The sequence below is a fragment of the Campylobacter concisus genome (assembly GCF_003048535.1).
Classification (GTDB): domain Bacteria; phylum Campylobacterota; class Campylobacteria; order Campylobacterales; family Campylobacteraceae; genus Campylobacter_A; species Campylobacter_A concisus_S.
On the sequence record NZ_PIRQ01000013.1, the window covers coordinates 1 to 23002 of the forward strand.

Consider the following 23002-nt stretch of genomic DNA (forward strand, 5'->3'; position numbering starts at 1 on the left):
GCCTTGGATTATGAGATTTCTGCTTTGTATAAGTTTGTTTTTGATAACAGCTTTTGCCCAGCAATTAGGCTGCTTTATTAATGAAAGTAACCAAAGCATCGTCTTTATAAAAGATGGACAGATTAAAAATTTAGATCTAAAAGATACGATTTATAAAAATCAAGAGTGCGGAAATGATGGAGAATCCTTTTATATCGCAAATTTAAATAATGAGATTATCGAGGTAGCAAATGAGAGAAATTTTTTATTTGCCATGCCAAATATCGGCTGTAAAATTTCACAAATTGTGGCAATTAAAAATAAAATTTACGTAGCTTGCGATATGGCAAATGAAGTCAGCATAGGCGTTTTTGATAAAAATCTAAATAAACTTTTAACTAAAAATTATAAAGATGTTTATAAAATTTCAAGCCTTTTGCCAATTGATGACGAGCTATTTTTTACAAGTTTTAATGGCAAAGCATTTTTGCTTGATAAAGAGCTTAATTTAAAAGAGAAAAAGCGTGTTGGCTTTGCTCCGCTTAGTGCCTGTAAATTTAAAGAGAATGATATTTTGCTTGGCTTTAGAGATGGAGAAATTTTAGATTTTAAAAGTGGAATCAAAAAGCAAGTTTTAAAATCTAAAATTTCAGCTCTTGCGTGTATAGAGGATGAAATTTTTATAGGTGATGGGGATGGAGTAGTCTATAAATTTGACAAAGATCTTAAGCTAAAAGGGCAAAAGGCTCTTTTTAATAATGAGATAAAAAGAATTTTTATAGATAAAGGCGTCTTAAATGGCGTAAATTTAGACAATGAGATAAAGAGTTTAGAGATAAATTCATTTTAAAAAGGAGAGTAAATGCAAAAGTTATTTTGTGTCGCAAGTGCTGCGTTGCTTGGGCTATCTTTAACGACTGCTTGTGCTGCTAGTAGTGACCTTGAAAAAGTCATGAAAGAGCGTGGGCTAAGCGAAAAAGATGTCCTTGCAGCTGCTAAAACTTATCAGCCTAGCGGTAAAAAAGATGATTTCATCGTCTTTTCATCTGGCGGGCAAAGCGGTCAAGTGCTAGTTTATGGCGTTCCGTCGATGAGAATTTATAAATACATCGGCGTTTTCACGCCAGAGCCTTGGCAAGGATATGGCTATGACAATGAGTCAAAAGCTGTTTTGAAACAAGGCAACATCAGGGGCAAAGAGATAACATGGGGCGATACACACCACCCAAATTTCAGTGAGAAAAATGGTGAGTATGTTGGTGATTATCTATTTATCAACGATAAAGCTAACCCAAGAATCGCAGTTATAAATTTGCATGACTTTGAGACAACTCAAATCGTTGTAAACCCTATTATGAAGAGTGAGCACGGCGGTAGCTTCATCACTCCAAATAGCGAGTATGTTATCGAAGCTAGCCAATATGCAGCTCCACTTGATAACAACTACCACTCAATAGACGACTATGAAGCAGTTTATAGAGGTGCTGTAACATTTTGGAAATTTGACTATCCAAAAGGTAAGATCGATGAGAAAGAGTCATTTTCTCTTGAGCTTCCACCATACTGGCAAGATCTAAGTGATGCTGGTAAAGGCGAGAGCTACGGCTGGGGCTTTACAAACTCAATAAATACTGAGATGTATACCGGCGGTATCGAAAAAGGTCTTCCTCCATTTGAAGCAGGTGCAAGTAGAAATGACACTGACTTCTTACACGTTTATAACTGGAAAATTTTAGAAAAACTTGTTCAAGACAAGAAAAACTACAAAGTTATAAATGGTCACAAGGTAGTTACAATAGACGCTGCTGTAAAAGCAGGTGCGTTATTTTTGATCCCAGAGTCAAAGAGCCCACATGGTTGTGACGTAAGCCCAGATGGTAGATATATCATTATTGGCGGTAAGCTTGATACTCACACATCAGTTTATGACTTTAGAAAGATCAAAGAGCTAATCGATAAAAAAGAGTATGCTGGCACTGACCCATACGGAATTCCTATCTTAGATAGAGAAAAGTCAATGCACGGACAAGTTGAACTTGGCCTTGGACCACTGCATACATCATTTGACTCACAAGATGGTGTACTTTATACTTCACTTTACGTTGATAGTCAAATCGTAAAATGGGACTATAAAAATTTAAAAGTGCTTGATAAGATAAATGTTCACTACAATATCGGCCACCTTGATACAATGGAAGGCAAATCAGCAAAACCAGTTGGCAAATATGCAATCGCTCTTGATAAACTTTCAATCGATCGCTTTAGCCCAGTTGGCCCACTTCATCCACAAAATCACCAGCTAATAGACATCACTGGTGCAAAAATGGATCTAATCTATGATATGCCAATCCCACTTGGTGAGCCACACGATGTTGTGTCAATAGCTGCTAGCAAACTAAGCCCAGCGCTTACTTACAACATGGGTACAAACTCAAGAACAGGCGAGGCTAGCCCATATGCAACTCTAGCTGGTCAAGAAAGAGTTGAAAGAAATGGTAAAAATGTAACTGTCTATGCAACAATGATCAGAAGCCACATCAACCCAGAGCACATCGAGGTAAATAAAGGCGATAATGTAACAATTCACTTAACAAACTTAGAGCGCGCTCAAGATGAGACTCACGGATTTGGCATCGACCTTTACAACATTCACGCTTCACTAGAGCCTGGCAAAACCGCTTCAGTAAATTTCGTAGCTGATATGGAAGGTGTCTTCCCATACTACTGCACCGAGTTTTGTTCAGCACTTCACCTAGAGATGATGGGTTATTTACTTGTTAAAGATCCAAATAAAAAATATGAATCTGCAAAAAATAACAAGCTAAAAACTCTAAGTCCAGAAGCTTTAAAAGCCGAATACGATAAAGTAATCGCAACTAATAAGGCAACTGATGATGTTATCCAAGAGGTTGTTAAATACCTAAAAGAGAAACATTATGAGAAATATCCAAAAGTAAAAGCTTTGGTTGACGACGCACTTGATCAATACGGCCACATCAAAGAGGTAAAAGCTAAAGCTGACGAAGCTTACAAAAAAGGCGACGTAAACGGCGCTATCCTTTGGGAGTACCAAGTATGGCAATACATGGTTAAAACAGCTGACGTTGGCTTAAGAGCTAAAAATAACCTAGCTAAAGAGATCGCAACTCCGATGAGCCCAGCTGCTGCAAAAGGTGAAGAGGCTTATCTAAAAGGCGGATGCAATGGTTGCCACGTTATCGGTCAAGTAAGCTCAGGTCCAGACCTAACAGGCGTCTTGCTAAGACATGAAAATGGCGAAAAATGGGTGGCAGAATTTATCAAAGATCCTGCTAAGTTCTATAATGATGACTACATTAAATCAATGATTGATTACTTTAACCTTAGAATGCCAAATCAGCATATGAGTGATGAAGAGATCAAAAATATCATCGAATACCTAAAATGGGTAGATGAAAACGCTGGTATGTAGTTTTTAAAGGGGCATTTTGCCCCTTTTTAAATTTTAAAATTTTATTTTTAGTAGATGAAATTTTAAAATTTAAAGGAGAGATCATGAGTAAATATAAAATTTATACCATTGTTGCACTTGTCTTAATGACTGTTTGTTTTACTTTGCCTGTTCTTGGTTGGCACGGAGCAAAAGAGCGTATAGCTGATGGTGATGAACTGCCATCTTATACTTACGGTATCTATAATCTTTATAGCTCATTTCAGTATAAAAATCACCTTTTATCAAAAGATGTAGCAAGCGATCTTCATAAGATGATCGAACAAAAAGCAGAGATAGGCACACCATCTTTTCCTATCTGGTACGTCTCTCTTGAAGCTCCAAATTATCCAAAATCAGCCTTTCCTGATGGAATTCCTGTATATTTTCACGTAGATGGATATAGTGGTGACGTGCATGAGATGAATACGATAAATCACTACATCGGTATGTATCCTATGGAGCATGGCGGAAATTTAGAGCGAGCGATAGCACCTTATTATTTGCTTATTTCAACGCTTTGTATGCTTGCATTTTTGTATTACAATGGCAAATTTAACTCGCTTCTTATGGTTCCAACCATTATCGCGCCTGTGCTATTTATGAGCGCATTTGCAGGATGGCTTTACTGGTATGGACACAATATGCAAGAGTGGGGTGCATTTAAGATTAAACCATTTATGCCAACAGTTTTAGGCGATGGTAGCGTCGCGCAATTTACAACGCACTCTTATCCAAGTATCGGATTTTGGGTTATGATTGCTATGAGTGTATTTTGCATACTTGCAGTATTTTCAAAGAAAAAAGAGCTAAATGCGTAAAATTTTCAATTTTGCCCTTGCTTTCTTACCTATTTTTAGCTCTGCAAATATCCTTCAAGATGCAATAAATAACGCTAGCCCTGGCGATGTTATAAAGCTAGGAGACGGCATCTATGAAGGAAGCATAACTATAAATAAGCCTCTTAGTATCGTTGGTGAGGGCAAAAACGCTCACATAAAAGGAAATGGTAAAGGCACAGTTGTAAAGATTATTGCCTCAAATGTTACGCTTAGAAATTTAAAGATAAGTGGTAGCGGAAATGACCTTGGTGAGTTAGATGCTGGCATTGGCTGTGATAAAGCAAATAATGTCTTGGTTACGCAAAATGACTTGAGTGATGTGCTTTTTGGGATTGATTTTAAAGAGTGCAGCAGCTCAAAGATCACTGAAAATAACATCACTTCTAAAAAAGGGGCCAGTCTTGGCTTTAGAGGTGATGCGGTTAGACTTTGGTATAGTCATGAAAATTTAATCGAGGGCAATTATATTTATGATAGCCGCGATATGGTTGCATGGTATGCAAGTCACAATAAATTTTTAAAAAATAAAGCGATTCGCGGTAGATACTCGCTTCATTTTATGTACGCAAATCAAAATTTAGTCGAAAACAATGACTTTATCGGCAATGCAGTCGGAATGTTTTTTATGTATTCAGCTGGCTCAAATATAAAAAATAATCTTGTTATGGATAGTGACGGCGCTTTTGGTATTGGTATTGGTCTAAAAGATGTTTCAAATTTTACTATCGAAAATAATACACTTATCTATAATGCGAGAGGAATTTTGCTTGATAACTCGCCGTTTCAGCCAGGCTCAACGATAAATTTCTTAGGCAATAAAATTTTACACAACGTAGTTGGCGTATATTTTCACGCTACTCAGGGGACAAGCATATTTGAAAATAATGATTTTATAGGCAATATGGATATCGTTGCGAACGACACTCCAGGCGATAAAATGGCATTAAATCAGTGGAGTAAAAATTATTATGATGAGTATGAGAGCTTTGATAGAGATAAAGATGGCTATGGCGATACGCCTTTTATACATCTATCATATGCCGATCAGCTTTGGCAGTATTATCCGAATTTGCAGTTTTTCTATGGCTCAAGTGTCTTTAGTATCTTAAATTTTTTAGCCAAACTCGCGCCATTTTCTGAGCCAGTAAAGCTACTTGAAGATAGCACGCCAAGGATAAAACCACTTGATGCTTCAAATTTTAACGCGTTAAAGGCAAAGCGTGGATAGAAGAAAATTTATAATCTTAGGCTCAGTCGCAGCTGCCGCAGGATATGGCATAGGTAAAATTTTGCCAAAAAGTAGCGGTGATAAACTCTATCTTAGACCACCAGGTGCGGTTGATGACTTCGATGATCTTTGTGTCAAATGTGGTCAGTGTGTGCAGGTATGCCCTTATCACAGTATAAGTTTGCTTGATATAAAAGATGGATATTCAAATGGTACAGCATACATCGATCCTAAAAAGAGAGGTTGCTATTTATGTGATCTTTTCCCATGTGTGCTCGCCTGTCCAAGTGGTGCGTTAGATCATGCTACAAAAGTTGTTGATGATGTGAAAATGGGCGTTGCTGTCTTGAGTAATGCAAATGCCTGTATGTGCCTAAAAAGAGAAAAACTAAGCGAAGATAGCGTTGAAGATTTGCTTGTTCGCAAAGTTTATAATGATAGGGAAGAGGCAGAAAAAGATAAGATAAAAGGCAAAATCGGTCAAATTTGTGACCTTTGTGTCAGCATTTGCCCAGTTGGCGATAGTGCAATAGTAATGAGCGAAGCAAATTTGCCACTCATAAAGCATGGCTGTGTTGGGTGTGGGGTGTGTGCTGAGATTTGTCCTGTAAAAATTATAAACATTGCCCCAAAAATGAGTTATGATGAAATTTATAAGGAGAAAGAATGAGATTAATAATATCTTTAGTGGCTGCTGCTTTGCTATTTGTCGGCTGTGAAAAGAGCGATGACAAAGCGCAAAAAGCAGCCAGCGAGCAACCAATAAATGTAGCCACGAGTGCTAGCATAAAGGTTGAAAAAAAAGAAAATAACCAAAGCACAAATAAACAAAATGACTTCATAAAATACGATATGCACGGCGAAAAGAGCGTAAAATTTGGACTTGAAGATAATAACGTAAGCCGTCAAATCGGTGCTTTAGCAATGGTAAGAACCCCTCTTCAAACTATAAATTTAAGACTTATAAAGGGCAGGCTTAGCAAAAATTTCATTACAAAATGTTCAGCTTGTCACGATGATTACGCAAATGGCATCATCGGGCCATCACTTTTAACAAAAAGTGAAAATGAAATTTATACAATGATAAATGCTTATAAAAATAAAGAAAAAGTCAATGTCTTGATGCGAGATCTTGTTAAAAAAATGGATGATAGTGAAATCAGAAATTTAGCTAAAGAAATCAGTGATTTTAATACACAATTTAGGAGCAAATAATGAAAGTAGGAAAGATTATAACCATTATTTTAGCAGTAGCAATTTGCGGTATTATGGTATTTATGTTAAGCCAGACTCCGCCTAAAAAGGAAAAAGTAGCAACTAATACTCAGCCAAAAGTAGAGCAAAATTTTACAAAAGAGCAGCCAAAGTCTAGTGAAGAATTTGCTAGCGAAGATGAGCTAAAAAAGGTAAAAGAGCTAAGTCTAAGTGTGGCTAAAGTGCACAATGAAGGCGTTAGCAAGCAATATCTAACAACTTGTGCTCCGTGCCATGGTGCAAATGCAAAAGGCGTCGTAGCTCCTGATATAACGCATCTAAGTAAGGATGAATTGCTTAAAAAGCTAGCTGATTATAAAGCTGGCAAGGTGCAAAACTCGCTTATGAAGGGGCTACTTACAAATGTTAGTGATAGCGAGCTTGAAAGCCTTGCAGATGAAATTTCTAAATTTAAAAAGTAAAAATGGACAAATATAACACTCGTGCGACGATTAGAAATGTAAGCTTTCTAAGCACATTAATCACAACTACAAAAGATGGCAAGAAGCGTGCTAGTATACGTTTTTGGCGCATATTTAGCATTATTCTAGTTCATCTTTTATTTGTGCTTTCATATAGAGTTGATATACAAATTTTAGAAGGCGACATCAGTGCCTCAAGAATATTTGGTTTCCACTTGGCAGATGCTTTTATGAGCCTGCAAGTATTTCTGGCGACGCATGAAATCCATGTAAATTTAATAATTGGCTCACTTAGTATCTTGGCGTTTTATATCATTTTTGGCGGTAGAGGCTTTTGCTCTTGGATCTGTCCTTATTCATTAATAAGCGAAATAGCTGAGAAGATCCATGAAAATTTGCGTGCTAAAAAGATAGTAAAACCACGAGTTTTTGACACAAAGTGGCGATATGTTTTTACCATTTTATTTTTAACCCTTAGCTTTGCTAGTGCAAGCCTTACATTTGAAATTTTTAATGTTGTTGGGATTTTTTCAAGATTTATTATCTATGGCTATTTTCATGCTATTTGGTTCGTTGTGGCTATGCTTATGGTTGAAATTTTCTTCTCACGTAGAGCTTGGTGTAGGTATGTCTGTCCTATTGGAGCTACTTACTCGGTGCTAGCTAAACCAAATGCCATAAAAGTTAGCTGGGATAAAGAAAAATGCGATCACTGCTTAGTTTGCACTGATGTTTGTCTAGTGCCTCACGTACTTTTTATGACAAAAAAAGGAGCAAAGCTTGACGAGAGCAAAAATATCTTTAGGATAGCTGGCGCTGATTGTACACTTTGTGGTAGGTGTATTGATGTGTGTCATCAAGATGCACTGAAATTTGACAACGGCTTTAAAAAACTCATATAAGGAAAAATTTTTGATAGATATAAAAGAAGTAACTAAAATTTTTGGCTCGCAAAGGATACTTGACAATGTTAGCCTAAACGTAAAATCTGGCGAAAAAATAGCAATACTTGGACAAAATGGAGCTGGCAAAAGCTCGCTCATGCGTATCATTTTAGGTGAGTTTATCCCAAATAGCGGAAGCATCGCAATAAATGGCGTAAACACTCTAAAAGATAGAAAAGGGGCTTTGAAATTTATCTCATTTGTGCCACAAACCCCACCACCGCTTAAATTTAATCTACGCGAGCTTTGTGAGTTTGTTTGCAAAAGCTCAAATGTAAAATTTGAAGAGATTGAGAAATTTAGCAAGCTTTTAGAGCTTGATCTACATGCAAATTTAAATAAGCCATTTTATAAGCTCTCTGGTGGCATGAAACAAAAGATGCTAATAGCCATCGCATTTGCTAAGGATAGTGAAATTTTGATGTTTGATGAGCCAACGGCAAATCTTGATGTGAAAGCAAGGCTTTCTTTTAAAAATTTACTTGATAACTTCACGCAAAACAAAACACTTGTTTTTATTTCACACCGAATTGATGAGATAGCAAATTTATTAGATAGATGCGTCTATATGGATCTTGGCAAGATAATCAAAGAAGAAAATTTAAGGAGCAAGAGTGAATAATCTTTTTTTAATAGCAAAGCTTGATGTAAAAGAGTCTTTTCGCTCAAGATGGTTTGTGATATATGCTGCGCTTTTTTCTGCTTTGATGATAGGATTTTTATTCAGTGGAGTGACTGACTCACGCGTACTGGGCTTTTCTGGGCTTACTAGAGCACTACTTTTGTTTATTCAAATTTGCGTCATCATTGTGCCTATTTTTATTCTCATTTCAACTGTAAGAAGCATAAATCAAGATAGAGATACAAATTTGCTTGAATACATCCTTAGTTTCCCGCTAAGTCTTAGAGAGTATTACTTTGGCAAGGCACTGGGCCGTACATTTGTTGTTTTTGTGCCACTTTTGTTTGCTCTTTTGCTTTGTGTTGTTGTTGGTTTTATAAAAGGTGTGGCGATACCTTGGAGTGTATTAACACTTTATTTTGGATTACTTTTTAGCTTAAGTATTATTTTTCTATCGCTTGGATTTTTTATCTCAAGCGTGATTAAAAATCAAGAGACAGGCCAAGGCGTAGCGTTTTTACTTTGGCTTATAATGCTTGCATTTATTGATCTAGCATTAATTGGACTTCTTATGAGAAGTTCAGTCGATGAGTATGTTATTTACGCTATTGCTATACTAAATCCGATAGAGCTTTTCAGGATAGCAGCGCTTAGTCTTTTTGATCCAAATTTAGCAGTTATCGGTACTGCATCTTATTTTATTTTAAGCACCTTTCCAAAAGCGACATTTGTAGCTTACGCGATTATCTATCCGCTCGCACTAGGCATTATTTTGCTAGTTTGTGGCTATTTTGCCTTTAGCAAAAAAGATTTGGTTTGAGATTGTTTTTTGTTAAAGAAAAGTTGGTTTTAAATTTAGACGAAACTTGTATTATTCCACTTGTCCAACAAGAAACCTCCTTTTTGTAATAGCTCCCTTTCCCCCAAAGGGGGCTAACTTCTTCCAAGAAAATTTATGAAAAAATCCATTTTGTTTTTAGCATTTACACTTCTATCTTTGAATGCAAACTGGGATATAAATGTGCAAGAGTGCATTAATAAAAGTAACGCTAAAGCTTGCGAGAATTTTACAAAAAAGCTTTCAAGTGAGTGTGAGAATAAAGATAAAATTTCTTGCTTTATCTATGCAGATATGCTAGGGCGTGGTCTTGGCATAGAAAAAGATACGCAAAAATCTTTTGAGATATTTAGATCGCTCTGTGATGATGGTGGTAGTGAGGCTTGCTACGAGCTAGCGACAAAGTATCTTCAAGGAAATGGCACTGAGCAAAGCTTTGATCTTTCTGCAAATGCTCTTGATAAAGCTTGCAAGATGGGCAGTAAACGAGCTTGCAATGTATTAGAGCTTGTGCCTAAAAATTAGCCTAATTTTATGCTTGTACTAATTAAAAGAAATTTCTTAAATATAGCTTCTTTAAAGTTAAATTTACTTTAGTATTACTTGGAATTTCTTTTTTATTAACTAAAAATTTTATTAAAATTTATGCTTAAATAATACTATTTCATCGTCCTAAATGGACCCTCCTTTTTGTAACTGATAAGTCTTTGCTTCCCCCTTTTCTGGCTTTTCGTATACACAAAGAGGAGTTGTTTATTCTTTTGAAAATCAAATCTATTTATTTTTTTCAATTTACATTCTATAAAAATTTTTCTTTTTTGAAATCATAATTGATAATAGTTTTAAATATTATCAAAGTAAATTTTGTGTAAGATTGCGAGCCATTATCAAAACCTACTATTAAAAGGCTTCAAAACAAAGTGAAATTTCTAAATCAAAATTTTTTTTTTATAAAGTGCACACTTATTTATCTCTTTTATTTTTCATTCCACTTGCAGTAGTTTGTTTTAGCGGTGCGATCCTTGTTTATAAAGATGAGCTAAACAGCCTTCTTGTCCCAAATGTCGTAAATGTAAAATTAAACAAAGAAAATTTAAGCAAAAGGATCAGCTTTGATGAGCAAAGAGAGATCATCGCAAGCGAGCTTGGCGGCTACGAGATGGTCGGCATCAACATCGATGCCGACCTTAAAAAATGCGACAAAATTTGGTTAATCGAGCACAATGACAGCCAAAAAGAGTGGAAATTTATCTATTTTGACGCTTTTAGCGGTAAGATAAAGAGCGAGCCACTCGCACATGATGAGGGCTTTTTTGGAGTTTTAACCGAGCTTCATGAGTCGCTATTTCTAGAAAAGAGCGGTCACATTATCCTTACTCTAACCGCTATTTTTACGTTTTTTATCTGCATAAGTGGTTTCGTGATTTATAGAAAATTTTGGCTGACACTACTTAGGCTTCGTGTAAATAGGCTAAATATTTTTATGAGCGACATTCATAAAATGATAGGAATTTTTTCTACACCTATTTTACTACTCATTTGCATAAGCGGTGTTTGGTGGGAATTTCAAATGGCACGCATGCCAGAGTTTAAAAATGACTTCGTTATAGATGCAAAAATTTATAACAAAGGCCTATCTCTTGACGAGCTGGTGGCCCGCTCAAAAAATGATCTTACTGGCTTTGAGCCACACTTCATCTCACTGCCTTTTATGCAAGGAGCAAACATACGCCTTTTTGGCTATGTAAAAGATCAAAATTTCTTGCATAACGAATATTCAAGCATATTAACTTACGATAAAAATAACGGCGAATTAGTAAGTATTTTGGACATAAAAAATGCAAATCTAAGCGAAGAAATTCTCTCAGCATTTAGAAAATCGCACTTTGGCAACTACAACCAAATCACAAAATTTATCTGGTTTTTGGTTGGTATTTCACCGCTTATTTTAAGTATCTCAGGGCTTTATTTGTGGATTAAAAGAAATTTTAAAAGGAGAAAAAATGAAAAAATTTTTAATTAGTTTGGTTGCATTAAATTTGATGCAACCTCAAATTTTTGCTAGCCAAAGCGATAAAATTTTAGAGGCAATCGATGTCGTGGAGAGCGAGCGAAGAGACGATGCAAACTACTTTGCAAAGGAGCTTGTAAAGAGCACAACAAGGCTAAATTTAACCTCTCGTCAAACGCCGCAGTCGCTAACTGTGCTAACAGAGGCTAGGCTAAAAGATCAAGGCATCAAGGACTATCAAGTGCTTCTTAGAAATGTCCCAGGCGTTACGCTAAACAAATGGGACGAGCGCGTATATCCGACGGCTCGTGGCTTTAAGATAGATTATTACTTACTTGATTCGATGCCTAGCTTTGGTGGTTTTAGTCTTGGTGCAAACGATATGAGCTTGCTACCTTATGAAAGAGTTGAGGTGGTAAAAGGGGCAAATGGCTTACTTGCAGGCGCTGGCAACCCAGCTGCAAGCTTAAATTTCATAAGAAAAAGGGCAGACTCAAAGGAGCTAAAAGGAAATTTTGGCGTAAGTGCTGGCTCATACGATAGATACGGCGTAAATGGTGATGTGCAAACGCCGGTAAATGAGAGCGGAAGCGTCAGAGCTAGGTTATCTTTTATGCATGAGAAATCACACTCTTATATGGATTATTACAACCGTAAAAATAGCGCGATTTATGGCGTAGTCGATAGCGACATAGGCGATAACTCATGGCTTAGTCTTGGTACATTTTATCAAGAGCTAAGACGCCGTGGCGTTAGATGGGGCGGTATGCCAGCATTTTACACAGATGGCTCTAGGACAAATTTTAGTAAAAATGAAATTTTCTCTCAGCCTTGGACGAGATGGGATATAAAAACACTTGATTTTTACGCTGATTTTAAGCACTACTTTGAAAATGAAGCGAGCTTAAATTTAAGCTACTCATTTAGGCGCGCAAATACGGATACTAATTTGCTCTACTACGGCGGCAAGGTAAATTTAGACGGTACGGGCGATGTTAGCGGACTTAGCGTCTATGCAAACAAAAGAGAGGAGAATATCCACAACGTAGATGCATACGCAAATATCCCTTACGAGCTAGCAAATTTATCTCATGAGTTTGTCTTTGGCGCGATGTATAACAACTACCAAAACAGCTCCGATAAGGTCAGTAGCTACTGGAATAGCCGCACGACTCCGGCAGGCCTAGCCTATGCGGCGCGCACTAGGATAGATTTTAATAACCTGCACCTAGACGACCCGAAGCTACCTTACGCCGATCAAAACAATAAAGACAAAACGATACAAAAGGCATTTTACGCGGCAAATAAACTATCAATCACTGATGAGCTTAAATTTTTGCTAGGCGCCAGGGTGAGCTACTACAAATACGAGATCGAGGGTGGCAAAGGCAATAGAAATTTCACAAATGAGATCACGCCATATCTTGGCATCACTTATGACATCGGAGCAAATCACACTCTATACGCCAGCTATACGAGTATATTTAAACCTCAAAGCGTAAAGGATGCAAACGACAAATATCTTGATCCGATCCAAGGCAAAGACTACGAAGTGGGCATCAAAGGTGAGTATTTTGATGGGGCACTTCAAGCAAGTCTTGGCATCTTTAAGATCGTGCAAGACAAGCTTGGTATAGATACTGGCAAGATAAATCCAGCGACAAATGCCAAAATATATGAATCTGGCAAGGGTGTGACAAGCAAGGGTGTCGAGCTAGATCTAAATGGCGAGATTACTAAAAACTTAAGCCTAAGCTTTGGCGCAACGCACTTTAACGCAAAAGATGCTAATGGCGAGAAATACGCCACTGACTCATCAAGAAGCACGGCAAATTTATTTGCAAAGTATGAATTTAGAGACTTTAGAGTAGGGGCTGGAGCTATGTATAAGAGCAAAATTTATAATGGCAAAGGCGCAGATGAAATCACACAAAAAGGCTACACTTTGGCTAATTTAATGCTTGGTTATAAATTTGCTAAAAACTTTGACGTGCAGCTAAATATCGACAATCTATTTAATAAAAAATACTACGAGGGCATCGGCAAAAACTTGATGGTTTATGGCGATCCACGCACATTTAATCTAAGCTTTAACTATAAGTTTTAATCTAATCAAATCACCAGCTAAATAAGCTGGTGATAAATTTCAACTCCTAAAGTGTATAATTAGAAAAATATATTTTAGGATGAGTACCATGTTTAAAGTAGAGGTTATTTATAAATTCTGTCTTGTTTTAGTTCTTATTTTGGGGCTTTGTATGCTCGCATTCTCTGGTGTAAATTTTGCGCTTGGCGAATATAACGAGCATCTATTAAATGCCCATAAAATCACAGGTTTTTTAATATTGCTTGCTGCAACACTTCACGTTATAAATCGCAGAAAAAAACTAGTAAAACTAATAAATGAAACAATGGATGTGCTAACGCGCAGTAAAAATCCAAGCATTTGCAACATGGACCGAATCATCGCCTCACTAGAGCCATACAGCATAACTGAAATTTCACAAATGTTAGGCTTTGACGAGGCCATTTTTTGCGAAACTTTACGTAAAAATGGGGTTAAATTTAATGACACTAGCCAAACTCTACGCCAGATCGCACGAATGAATGATGAAAAGATATTTTTCGTGCTAGTTCTTATAATCGAGGCGAAATTTGGCAAGAGATTTTGTGGTGAGCTAAAGTACAAACGTGGCGGAAAACTTAAAGATAAAAAAATGGTCGCATAGAGCTAGCTTAGCCTTTGCTAGCTTGTGCCATGCAGATGAAGCTATCTTTACTCCAGCGCCTAAATGTGCAGTCATAGCAGCTCCTCTCGCCGCCGCAGCTCATCTCTTCTTCGTCATTATCTAGCTTAAATTTAGCGCAGTTTTGGGCTATTTGGCGAGCTTTTTCGTAGTTAAATTTGCCGTATTTAAACTCATTTTTCTCATTGAAATTTTACATCATCAAAATTCCCGAAGCTCTTTTATATTTAAATTTCTAAACTCACCATTTTTGTCTTTTTGCACGAGTAAAGTTGCCTTGTGATGCCAAAATATAGGCTTTAAAGTGCCATCTAAATTTGTCATCTCATCTTTTGCGAGCTCTTTAAAATTCTCATCCAAAACCGCCTCGATAAATGGAAGCTCTGTAAGCTTAGCAACGCTTAGCTTTGGCTCATTTAGATTAAATTTGCCCCTTATCTTGCCATCATCGCCGCTAAGCCTAAGCCCTATGCCAGCAAGCGCGTAGGAGCTCATACAAAAGACGCGCTGGGGGCTTGGCGGCGAGCTAAGCGAAACGGAGGAGGCGCGGCTAGCGGAGTATTTTAACAGCGGCAAATACAAACCAAGGCAAGAATTTATGCACTGGGCGTTCGTAGCTGTCGATAAGGCAAATAGAATTTTATAGTTAAAATTTCTTCTAGAATGGAGCAAATTTGATGCTAGTTATATGCCTAACTATGACAAAAGTAAAAGATAATTGGCAAGTTTTATAAAGTGGTTTTTTGCTTAGTGCCAATGTTTTAAGCAATAAAAATAAAGGTCAGTAGACTTTAAGTTATAGATAGTTTTATGGCGGGTAGAGAGAGATTCGAACTCTCGGTGAGTTGCCCCACACACGCGTTCCAGGCGTGCTCCTTAAACCGCTCGGACATCTACCCAAGAAGAAAGTGATTATATCTTTATTTGCTTAATGCTTAGCTTTTAGAGCTTTAGCCCCAAGATAACGACATCTTTGTACTCGCCATCCATCAGGCAAACGCCAGGTAGTTCGCCCCATTTTTCAAAGCCAAATTTCAAAAACAGCCCAAGACTTGCTTTGTTTTTGCTAAAGATTAGTGCGATGATATTTTTTAAATTTAGCCTCTTTGCTTCATTTAGGCTGTGGGCTAAAAGCTGTTTGCCGATGCCCCATTTAAGAGCCTTTTTAGCGACATAGATGCTTATCTCTACGCTTATATCGTAAGCGATCTTGGGATTAAAGTCACTTAGTGAGCAGTAGCCTAAAATTTCATCATTTTCTTTGTAGATAAAGATAGGGCGCGAGCTGCCGTGGGCGTTAAACCAAGGCTCTCGCTCCTTTGTGCTAACTGGCTGCATATCAGCAGTCGCACTTCTATCTAAAATGTAGTCATTGTAAATTTGCGTGATAGCTTCAAGGTCGCTTAAATTTGCTCGCTCGATCAAGCCTAACCTTTTTTGGCAGCTTGATAGACTGGCTCAAGCTTTGCTGCGATCTCTTTTAAGTCCTTGATCCTGCTCTCATTTGATGGGTGAGTGCTTAAAATTTCAGGCACCTTTCCGCCACTTATCTTGCTCATTTTTACCCAGACTTCGACTGCTTCTTTTGGATCGTATCCGGCTCTTGCCATTAGCTCGGTACCGATGTGATCAGCCTCGGTCTCATGCGAGCGAGAAAACGGCAGAGATATGGTGTATTCGCTAGCTAAATTTAGAGCATTAGCTCCAAGATCGCCAAGGCCAGTAGCTGTAGCTATTGCAAAGATACCTATGCTTTTCATCTGATCAGCACTTGCTTGCTCTCTGCTGTGTTCCCTAAGAGCGTGTGCGATCTCGTGTCCCATGACTGCAGCTAGCTGTGCATCTGTTAAATTTAACCTTTTTATGATGCCACTATAGACGACTATCCTTCCCCCTGGCATACACCAAGCATTTAGCGTATCTTCATTAATGACATTTACTTGCCACTTCCATTTTAGAGCGTCATCTCTAAAAACACCAGTTTGGGCGATGAGCCTTTTAGCGATATCTTGAACTCTTTTTGTAAGGATCGGATCAACATTTAGCTCGCCTTTGCTTCTAGCAGCTGTTAGTGTCTTGACGTAGGCTTGGGCTGAGCTTTGCTCCATAGCTTCTGATGAGACTAACATAAATTGCTTACGATCAGCACCAACAACGCCTGCTTTTGTAACGCTTGAGCAGCCAGTGAAGAGCAAACTAGTCGCTAACAATGTAAGTAAAATTTTTTTCATTTTTATCCTTTTTGGACTAAAATCTTGCGTATTATAGCCTGAGTTAGATATGCATTGTTAAACGAGGGGGAAATTTAATTTTTGGAGCTGAAACGGCTTGCAAATTTTAAAATTTGTCAGAAATTTTCTAAAATAAAACGCATGCAGTGCGCCAGCACGATTGCATGCCACTCCTAACGTGCGAGGGGTTTAGGGGATTCAAAAAGGGGGATAAGGGGACGGCTTCGTAATTCAAGTCCCCTTGTCTCCCTTTTAAATAAAAAGAAATTTACGAATTTAATAAAGCTATTTTACAAATTTTAAATTTTCATTCACTCGCAAGAATTGAATACTAAAATTTGGCTTCGCTTATCGCTTAGCTCAAATTTTAGAGCCGAAATTACTCGTTCATGAAATTTTAAAATTTATCCGAGTTTCTTCAGCATATAAATTTGTCCCTACGCTTTATAGTCTATATTTCTCTCAAATTCTCTCAAACGCTTATTAACCGACCTTAGCTCCGTTATTATCGTCCAGTTATCGATAAAGACGCTAAAACTCTCTCTGACCTGCGAGAAAGCGTTGCTAGCTTGGATCAAAACACCAAGCGTGATGACACCGCTAAATAGGCCATTACCCATGATGATGTAAGGCACGATGACAAGAATTTGCGAAAACGAGATGAGCCAAAGATTGAAGTAGCCGTAGTGCAAAAATAGCTTGTAGTAGTTTAGCTTGACCCCCGTAAAAAGCTCTAGCATGACGTTTGGCTGGCAAAATTTGACCTTGTCGTCCTCGCCGTAAACTAGCTCTTTTCTAAAGGCCGCCTCTGCTTTTTGGTTGTTATACTCAAGATGTGGCAGCTTTATGCCTACAAACCACGATACGATGAGGCCTCCGATGCTAATTAACAGCGCGATATAAACTAGCGAGCCATTGATATCTTTTATGTAAGGCAGGCTCACGCTTTTGCTTAGCTCCCAAAGCACCGGTATAAAGGCGATGAGTGTCATAAATGCCTTTAAAACCTGCACACCAAGGCTCTCCATGATCTTAGCAAAGCGATAAACATCCTCTTGGATACGCTGTGAGCTGCCCTCGATGTCATTTTGGCAGTTTCGCCAAAATTTGAGGTATTTAAAGGTCATCGCCTCCCTCCAGCGAAAGACCCAGTGGCTCGCAAAGAACGATATCACCGTGTAGGTTACGACGTATGGCATGGCGATCTTTATGAAATTTAATATCTCGCGCCAAAACTCATCTACTTTGTGATCCTTTGAGTTTTGCACGATGTCGTAGAAATTTTTATACCACTCGTTGATGCGGACGTTTAGATGCGTTTGATAGACAAGTAGTAAGATGATAAAGATCGCTCCGCCGTAAGCCCAAAGCGCCCATTTTTTATCTTTAAAAAATGATGAAAACATAAAGTGCCTTTTGTAAATTTTGGCAATTATAGCAGGCAAGGTTTAAGCATTTATATAAAATTTAAATCCAAACTATATCATTTTGCAAATTTTAACGTAAAGGAAAATGATGAAGAAATTTGCATTTTTAGCTCTTAGCCTTTGTGCGACCTTGGCGTTTGCGGCCGATATGAAGGTCTATAAAAGCCCAACTTGCGGTTGTTGTGGCAACTGGGCCAATGCTATGCAAAAGGCTGGCTTTAGCGAAGAGACCATAAAAGTAGATGACATGGTCAAGGTCAAAAAAGAATTTCACGTGCCACTAGAGCTTTCAAGCTGCCACACAGCTGTCGTTGATGGCTACGTTATCGAGGGTCACGTGCCAGCTGATGAGGTCAAACGCCTGCTGGAGCTTAAACCAAAAGATGTCGTTGGTATCGCAGTGCCTGGCATGCCTATGGAGAGTCAAGGTATGGAGCAAGGCGGTAAAGCCGAGCAATACGACGTCATACTCTTTAAAAAAGATGGCTCGCAAGAGGTCTTTGCTACTTATATCGGCTCTAAAAAGCTAAAATAACTTCAAATTTAGACTTAGCTCGTCTTTTGGTGAGCTAAGTTAAAAAGAAATTCCCTTGCTAATGGCGATGATGCAGAGCAAAAAGGCTATTGGCACATAGATAAATTTACCTACAAAGTACCAAAATGAGCCGTAAGTTTTATTTGCTCCTGAATTTACCTCGTCTAAAATTTTTTCTTTTTTAATGATCCAAAACCAAGATATTGCGCCGATGACTGCGCCGATTGGAATAATATAGATCGACACAAAGTCCATCCAAGGTCCCCAACTGCTAATAGGCTCCATAAATGCTCCTATGCCAAAGCAAACTGCACAAAGTAGCGTGAGCGTCCAAAATCTACTAAGGAGTGGGAATTTATGCATTAGTGACTCGGCGACTACTTCAAACATATTTTGAAGTGAGGTGATACCGCCAAAGATGACTGCTGTAAATAAAATAATGGCAAAAATTTGACCGCCGATCATATTTTGTAAAATTTTTGGAAGCGTTACAAAAAGTAGCTTTGGACCTTCGGCTGGATCCATAGCATAGGCAAAGACTGCTGGGATCATAACAAGAGCGGCCACAAGAGCTGCGATAGTATCAAAAAAAGCCGTAGTTTTAGCACTCTCAACGATATCTTCATCTTTTGAAAGGTAAGCCCCATAAACTATCATGCCAGATCCTGTGATAGAGAGCGAGAAAAAAGCTTGACCCATCGCAGAAACCCATACCATCGGGTCTGCAAGCTTACTAAAGTCAGGAATAAAAAGGAATTTATATCCATCAAATGCATTTGGCAGCATCGCAACATTTATAGCCAAAATGCTAAACAATACAAAAAACAGTGGCATCATTATTTGATTTGTTTTTTCGATACTTTTTGCTCCAAAAAATAGTGTAAGAAGCGTGCCAACAACGATGATAAAATGATAAGGCAAGACTGAGTAATCTTGAAGTGCAAATGAGTTAAACCAAACATTCGTATCAACGCTCATAAATGAGCCAGTAAGCGCCTGAGTAAGGGCTTTTAGTACGTAGGCGATGATGACTGCGTAGCCAATAGCTATACAAAGTGAGCCAGCAAGCGGAAGCCAGCCAATAATACTGCCAAATACGCCTAAATTTCTACTTTGCCAAGCATATTTATATGATCCAAGCGTACCAGTCTTTGCACGTCTGCCAATCGCATACTCTGCACTTAGACCAACGTATGAAAAAAGAGCTATAAAAAAAACATAGATGAGTAAAAACGCCGCACCGCCATTTGTGCCAAGTTTGTAAGGAAAGCCCCAGACATTTGCCATGCCAACTGCTGAACCAACTGAGGCTAGTATAAATGCCCAACGCGATGAAAAATTCTTTTTGCTCATTGTAAAATCCATAAATTTAGTGATGAAAATAATGTTACCAAAATATGATTTAAGAACTTTTTATAAATCTTAAATTTAAGAAACGTTGTTACTTTTGGGCGTGGCTAATTTGACCGCAAAATATAAATTCGCTATAATCAGCCAAAATTTTTAACTCTTAAGGATCATAATTGTACCCCAGTAGCGATAACTCGCTTTTAATGGTAATACTTGCCATTATATTCATTTTACTAAACGCATTTTTTGTTTTGTCGGAATTTTCTCTTGTTAAAGTTCGTAAGTCTAGACTTGAAGAGCTTATCAAAGAGAAAAAGCCAAACGCTCAGCTTGCTTTTGAGATGTCAAACAAGCTTGATACTTATCTTAGTGCCACTCAGCTTGGCATCACACTAAGCTCACTTGCTCTTGGTTGGATCGGTGAGCCAGCGGTTGCAAGACTTATAGAAGCTCCACTTAAAAATTTCTTCAACTTTAGCGACATATTAGTTCATACGGTTGGTTTTGCGATCGCATTTACTCTTATTACGCTACTTCACGTTGTAATGGGTGAGCTTGTGCCAAAGTCAGTTGCTATCGCGAAGGCTGAGACTTCAGTGTTAAAAATCGCTCGTCCACTTCACTTTTTTTGGGTACTATTTTCTCCTGTAATTAAGCTTTTTGATATTTTAGCGACCATTGGACTTAAAATTTTAGGCATCCAGCCAGCTAAAGAAAATGAACTAGCACACTCTGAAGAAGAGATAAAAATCATCGTTGGCGAGAGCTTAAAGGGTGGCGTGCTTGATAGCTTTGAGACTGAGATCATTAAAAATGCAGTTGATTTTAGTGACACAGTCGCAAAAGAGATCATGACGCCAAGGCGAGATATGATCTGCATAAATAAACAAAAGAGCTTTGAAGAGAATTTGCAGGTCGTATTTGAGTCAAAATACACTCGCTTTCCTTATATAGACGGCTCAAAAGATATTATTTTGGGCATGATACACATTAGAGATATTTTGCAGCTTCACTTTAGCAAAGATAAAGAGAAGAGTTTTGACTCAATTGTTCGTAAATTTGTCATAGTGCCTGAGAGCCTTTCTATTTCAAAAGTGCTTGTAATGATGAATAAAGAGCAAATTTCAGCTGCACTCGTAGTCGATGAGTATGGCGGCACAGCCGGACTTCTTACGATGGAAGATATAATGGAAGAGGTGCTTGGTGATTTTAATGACGAGCACGATGAAGTCGATCAACACTACAAAAAGATAAATGACAATATTTATGAATTTCAAGGTAGATACGATCTAGAGAGCGTTGAAGAGGTTCTTGGTATAAGCTTTGATGAAGAGACAGATCAAGTTACAATCGGTGGATATGTCTTCAACTTAATCGGTCGTTTGCCAGTTGTAGGTGATAAGATCGAGGACGAAAACTGCTACTACGAAGTAAGAAAGATGGATGGAGCTAGCATATCACGAGTCAAAGTTAGAAAAAAGATAAAAAATGATGAGGAGAGCATTCAATCTTAAATTTATTAAGTCGCAGTGCCGTAAAAACGGCGTTTATACGCATTAAAAGAAGTAAAATTTTAATCTATTTTTAGTAAAATTTAATCTTATTATAACATATTTTTTAAAATAAGATGTCTAATATTAAATTTTAAATGACGACATTATTTAAAAAAACCGCTCTTTGTTTAACTTCCTTTGGCAAGTATTTTGCATAGGAACGATAAGTCTCGTTCAAATCCTTATGACCCATCATTTTGCAACCCACCCACATAGGCTCCTCTCCACGACTTAGCATAATGGAAGCAAAGGAGTGCCTGGTGTCGTAAAGCCTGCGAATATTATAGCCAAGTTTTACTTGCAGATCATTAAATTTAAGTCGCATCATAGACCGAGAAAGCCTAAAAATACGCCGGCCTTTGTCGCCACCATCAAGCTTTATGAGTTCATTGTAGACGATTTGTAGCATATCGATCGTGCGGTTGCTGGATTTAGTTTTAGGCGAATCTACGATGCCGATGTCTGAAAGTGTTTTATTTATTCGAATCTGCCTATTTTCAAAGTCGAGATCGCTAAAAGTAAGGGCTAAAATTTCACCAGTTCGAGCGCCGGTAAAGAACGCCACTACTAAAAACAGTCGTAGCTCGTTGTCAGCATTTTTAATAAGCTCTAAAATTTCATCAAGACTAAACGGCGGAAATTTTTCGTCCTCTAATTCATCGAGGTGTTGCTTAAATCTAGGAATAAAAAACGGATTTTTGGAGATTATGTCATTACTTACGGCGTATCGAAAAATCATCTTAAAAAAAGAGCAATAGCCGCTAATAGAGCTATCCTTTAAGCCTTTGCCCTTACAAAATTTAACGAATTCTACGCTGTGGTGCCTCTCAAAGTCGGCTAAGTAGAAAATACTATTAGAGCTTAAAAATTCCGTGATCGTATGGCTCATAATTACGTAAAGCCGCCTAGTTTTATCCTTTAAAAAGGACTTCTCGGCAAGGAGACGATCGATTACGCTATCAAAACTAAACTCGCTAGAATTTTTAATAGCGCTGGTGCCTTTCTCCCCCTTTCTAAGGAGCCTGTCGGTCTGCAAGTCCTCAAGCTCGCGATACCGGCGTCTAGCCTCCGCGATATCGGATTTAGAGCCTAAAAATAAATCATAATTTTTACGAACGAAATCAAACGCCAAAGGCGATTTTTTAAGACCCGTAGCGCGGCGAATTCTAACGCCGTCCTTTTGGCAATCAATATAAAAACGTCCGTGCTGCACATAGATATTTTTATTTTTTTCTAAATTTTTCATACGAGTAACTTTATCAAATTTTAATTAAAAGTAAGCGAAAAAGCGCTATCTTTAAGGTTAAAATTTTTTGAAATAAAAATTTTTTGCTTAAAGTGCGATTTTATGGAGCTTAAAAATCTTAAAAAGAGCAAAAAGGCAATTAAGAAAAGCAATTTTTTACAAAATCTCGCTAATAATTAACTTTTATTTTTAAGCTTTATATAATAAAATAGTTATAAAACAAAATTGTCATCGCCATTAATTCAATTAAGTAAAAGTTACATAAAAAGTTTAAGCTTTTACAAAATCTCGCCCTCCCTTACTA

General features: G+C 37.7%; 22 protein-coding genes and 1 tRNA gene. 16 read left to right on the forward strand and 7 right to left on the reverse strand.

Annotated elements, in window-relative coordinates:
• From CVS93_RS09485 to CVS93_RS09550, 14 genes are all read left to right on the forward strand, one after another.
• Positions 1 to 829, forward strand: an 829-nt coding sequence (locus CVS93_RS09485) for a hypothetical protein (RefSeq protein WP_234400130.1), incomplete at its 5' end; no start/stop codon positions are given.
• Positions 830 to 841: 12 nt separating this feature from the next.
• Positions 842 to 3430: a Sec-dependent nitrous-oxide reductase gene (nosZ, locus tag CVS93_RS09490; RefSeq protein ID WP_107687434.1), complete on the forward strand. Its 2589-nt coding sequence runs from the start codon at positions 842 to 844 to the stop codon at positions 3428 to 3430.
• An 83-nt stretch (positions 3431 to 3513) separates the two neighbouring features.
• Positions 3514 to 4269, forward strand: a complete 756-nt coding sequence (locus tag CVS93_RS09495) for a cytochrome C (RefSeq protein ID WP_072595072.1) — start codon at positions 3514 to 3516, stop codon at positions 4267 to 4269.
• The gene (locus tag CVS93_RS09500) at positions 4262 to 5518 is read left to right on the forward strand and encodes a nitrous oxide reductase family maturation protein NosD (RefSeq protein WP_107687435.1); all 1257 of its coding nucleotides are present in this window, start codon (positions 4262 to 4264) and stop codon (positions 5516 to 5518) included. Before CVS93_RS09495 ends, CVS93_RS09500 begins: the two co-directional genes overlap by 8 nt.
• Positions 5511 to 6188: a 4Fe-4S dicluster domain-containing protein gene (locus CVS93_RS09505; protein ID WP_107687436.1), complete on the forward strand. Its 678-nt coding sequence runs from the start codon at positions 5511 to 5513 to the stop codon at positions 6186 to 6188. The genes CVS93_RS09500 and CVS93_RS09505 overlap by 8 nt, the downstream gene beginning before the upstream one ends.
• Entirely contained in the window at positions 6185 to 6733 is a 549-nt protein-coding gene (locus tag CVS93_RS09510; RefSeq protein WP_103589145.1) for a c-type cytochrome, read from the forward strand. Before CVS93_RS09505 ends, CVS93_RS09510 begins: the two co-directional genes overlap by 4 nt.
• Positions 6733 to 7194: a c-type cytochrome gene (locus CVS93_RS09515; protein ID WP_085658492.1), complete on the forward strand. Its 462-nt coding sequence runs from the start codon at positions 6733 to 6735 to the stop codon at positions 7192 to 7194. The genes CVS93_RS09510 and CVS93_RS09515 overlap by 1 nt, the downstream gene beginning before the upstream one ends.
• A gap of 2 nt (positions 7195 to 7196) precedes the next feature.
• Positions 7197 to 8096, forward strand: a complete 900-nt coding sequence (locus tag CVS93_RS09520) for a NapH/MauN family ferredoxin-type protein (RefSeq protein WP_087580404.1) — start codon at positions 7197 to 7199, stop codon at positions 8094 to 8096.
• Positions 8097 to 8106: 10 nt separating this feature from the next.
• Positions 8107 to 8760 (forward strand): ABC transporter ATP-binding protein, encoded by a 654-nt coding sequence (locus CVS93_RS09525; protein WP_054197251.1) that lies wholly within the window; start codon positions 8107 to 8109, stop codon positions 8758 to 8760.
• Positions 8753 to 9580 (forward strand): ABC transporter permease, encoded by an 828-nt coding sequence (locus CVS93_RS09530; protein WP_107687437.1) that lies wholly within the window; start codon positions 8753 to 8755, stop codon positions 9578 to 9580. The genes CVS93_RS09525 and CVS93_RS09530 overlap by 8 nt, the downstream gene beginning before the upstream one ends.
• 135 nt (positions 9581 to 9715) lie before the next feature.
• On the forward strand, positions 9716 to 10123 hold the full coding sequence (locus tag CVS93_RS09535; RefSeq protein ID WP_107687438.1) for a tetratricopeptide repeat protein: 408 nt from the start codon (positions 9716 to 9718) through the stop codon (positions 10121 to 10123).
• A gap of 430 nt (positions 10124 to 10553) precedes the next feature.
• Positions 10554 to 11621, forward strand: coding sequence for a PepSY-associated TM helix domain-containing protein (locus CVS93_RS09540; protein ID WP_234400131.1), 1068 nt, complete (start codon positions 10554 to 10556; stop codon positions 11619 to 11621).
• Complete coding sequence (locus tag CVS93_RS09545; protein WP_107687440.1) at positions 11602 to 13716, forward strand: TonB-dependent siderophore receptor; 2115 nt, start codon at positions 11602 to 11604, stop codon at positions 13714 to 13716. The genes CVS93_RS09540 and CVS93_RS09545 overlap by 20 nt, the downstream gene beginning before the upstream one ends.
• An 88-nt stretch (positions 13717 to 13804) precedes the next feature.
• Positions 13805 to 14338, forward strand: coding sequence for a chemotaxis protein (locus CVS93_RS09550; protein ID WP_107687441.1), 534 nt, complete (start codon positions 13805 to 13807; stop codon positions 14336 to 14338).
• A 219-nt stretch (positions 14339 to 14557) separates the two neighbouring features.
• On the opposite strand, the gene CVS93_RS09560 is transcribed toward CVS93_RS09550, so the two are convergent.
• The 5 genes from CVS93_RS09560 to CVS93_RS09585 all read right to left on the reverse strand — a co-directional run bounded on the left by CVS93_RS09560 (position 14558) and on the right by CVS93_RS09585 (position 17993).
• Entirely contained in the window at positions 14558 to 14851 is a 294-nt protein-coding gene (locus tag CVS93_RS09560) for a hypothetical protein (RefSeq protein WP_107687442.1), read from the reverse strand.
• A gap of 316 nt (positions 14852 to 15167) precedes the next feature.
• Positions 15168 to 15255: transfer RNA gene (locus tag CVS93_RS09570), tRNA-Ser, on the reverse strand.
• A 43-nt stretch (positions 15256 to 15298) separates the two neighbouring features.
• Complete coding sequence (locus CVS93_RS09575) at positions 15299 to 15781, reverse strand: GNAT family N-acetyltransferase (RefSeq protein WP_107687443.1); 483 nt, start codon at positions 15779 to 15781, stop codon at positions 15299 to 15301.
• Between the two features lie 2 nt (positions 15782 to 15783).
• A complete protein-coding gene (locus CVS93_RS09580; RefSeq protein WP_107687444.1) occupies positions 15784 to 16587 on the reverse strand; it encodes a M48 family metallopeptidase in 804 nt (267 codons plus the stop codon).
• 437 nt (positions 16588 to 17024) lie between these two features.
• The gene (locus CVS93_RS09585) at positions 17025 to 17993 is read right to left on the reverse strand and encodes a putative transporter (RefSeq protein ID WP_107687445.1); all 969 of its coding nucleotides are present in this window, start codon (positions 17991 to 17993) and stop codon (positions 17025 to 17027) included.
• 109 nt (positions 17994 to 18102) lie between these two features.
• Between CVS93_RS09585 and CVS93_RS09590 the strand changes: the two genes are divergently transcribed.
• A complete protein-coding gene (locus tag CVS93_RS09590; RefSeq protein WP_107687446.1) occupies positions 18103 to 18549 on the forward strand; it encodes a DUF411 domain-containing protein in 447 nt (148 codons plus the stop codon).
• Positions 18550 to 18588: 39 nt separating this feature from the next.
• Here CVS93_RS09590 and CVS93_RS09595 read toward each other — a convergent pair whose 3' ends face one another.
• Positions 18589 to 19902, reverse strand: a complete 1314-nt coding sequence (locus CVS93_RS09595) for a sodium-dependent transporter (protein WP_107687447.1) — start codon at positions 19900 to 19902, stop codon at positions 18589 to 18591.
• Positions 19903 to 20102: 200 nt separating this feature from the next.
• Between CVS93_RS09595 and CVS93_RS09600 the strand changes: the two genes are divergently transcribed.
• Positions 20103 to 21413 (forward strand): hemolysin family protein, encoded by a 1311-nt coding sequence (locus CVS93_RS09600; RefSeq protein WP_234400132.1) that lies wholly within the window; start codon positions 20103 to 20105, stop codon positions 21411 to 21413.
• A 130-nt stretch (positions 21414 to 21543) separates the two neighbouring features.
• Here the strand turns inward: CVS93_RS09600 and CVS93_RS09605 are convergent, their stop codons facing one another.
• Positions 21544 to 22698, reverse strand: a complete 1155-nt coding sequence (locus CVS93_RS09605; RefSeq protein WP_107687449.1) for a site-specific integrase — start codon at positions 22696 to 22698, stop codon at positions 21544 to 21546.
• Positions 22699 to 23002 lie beyond the last annotated feature (304 nt).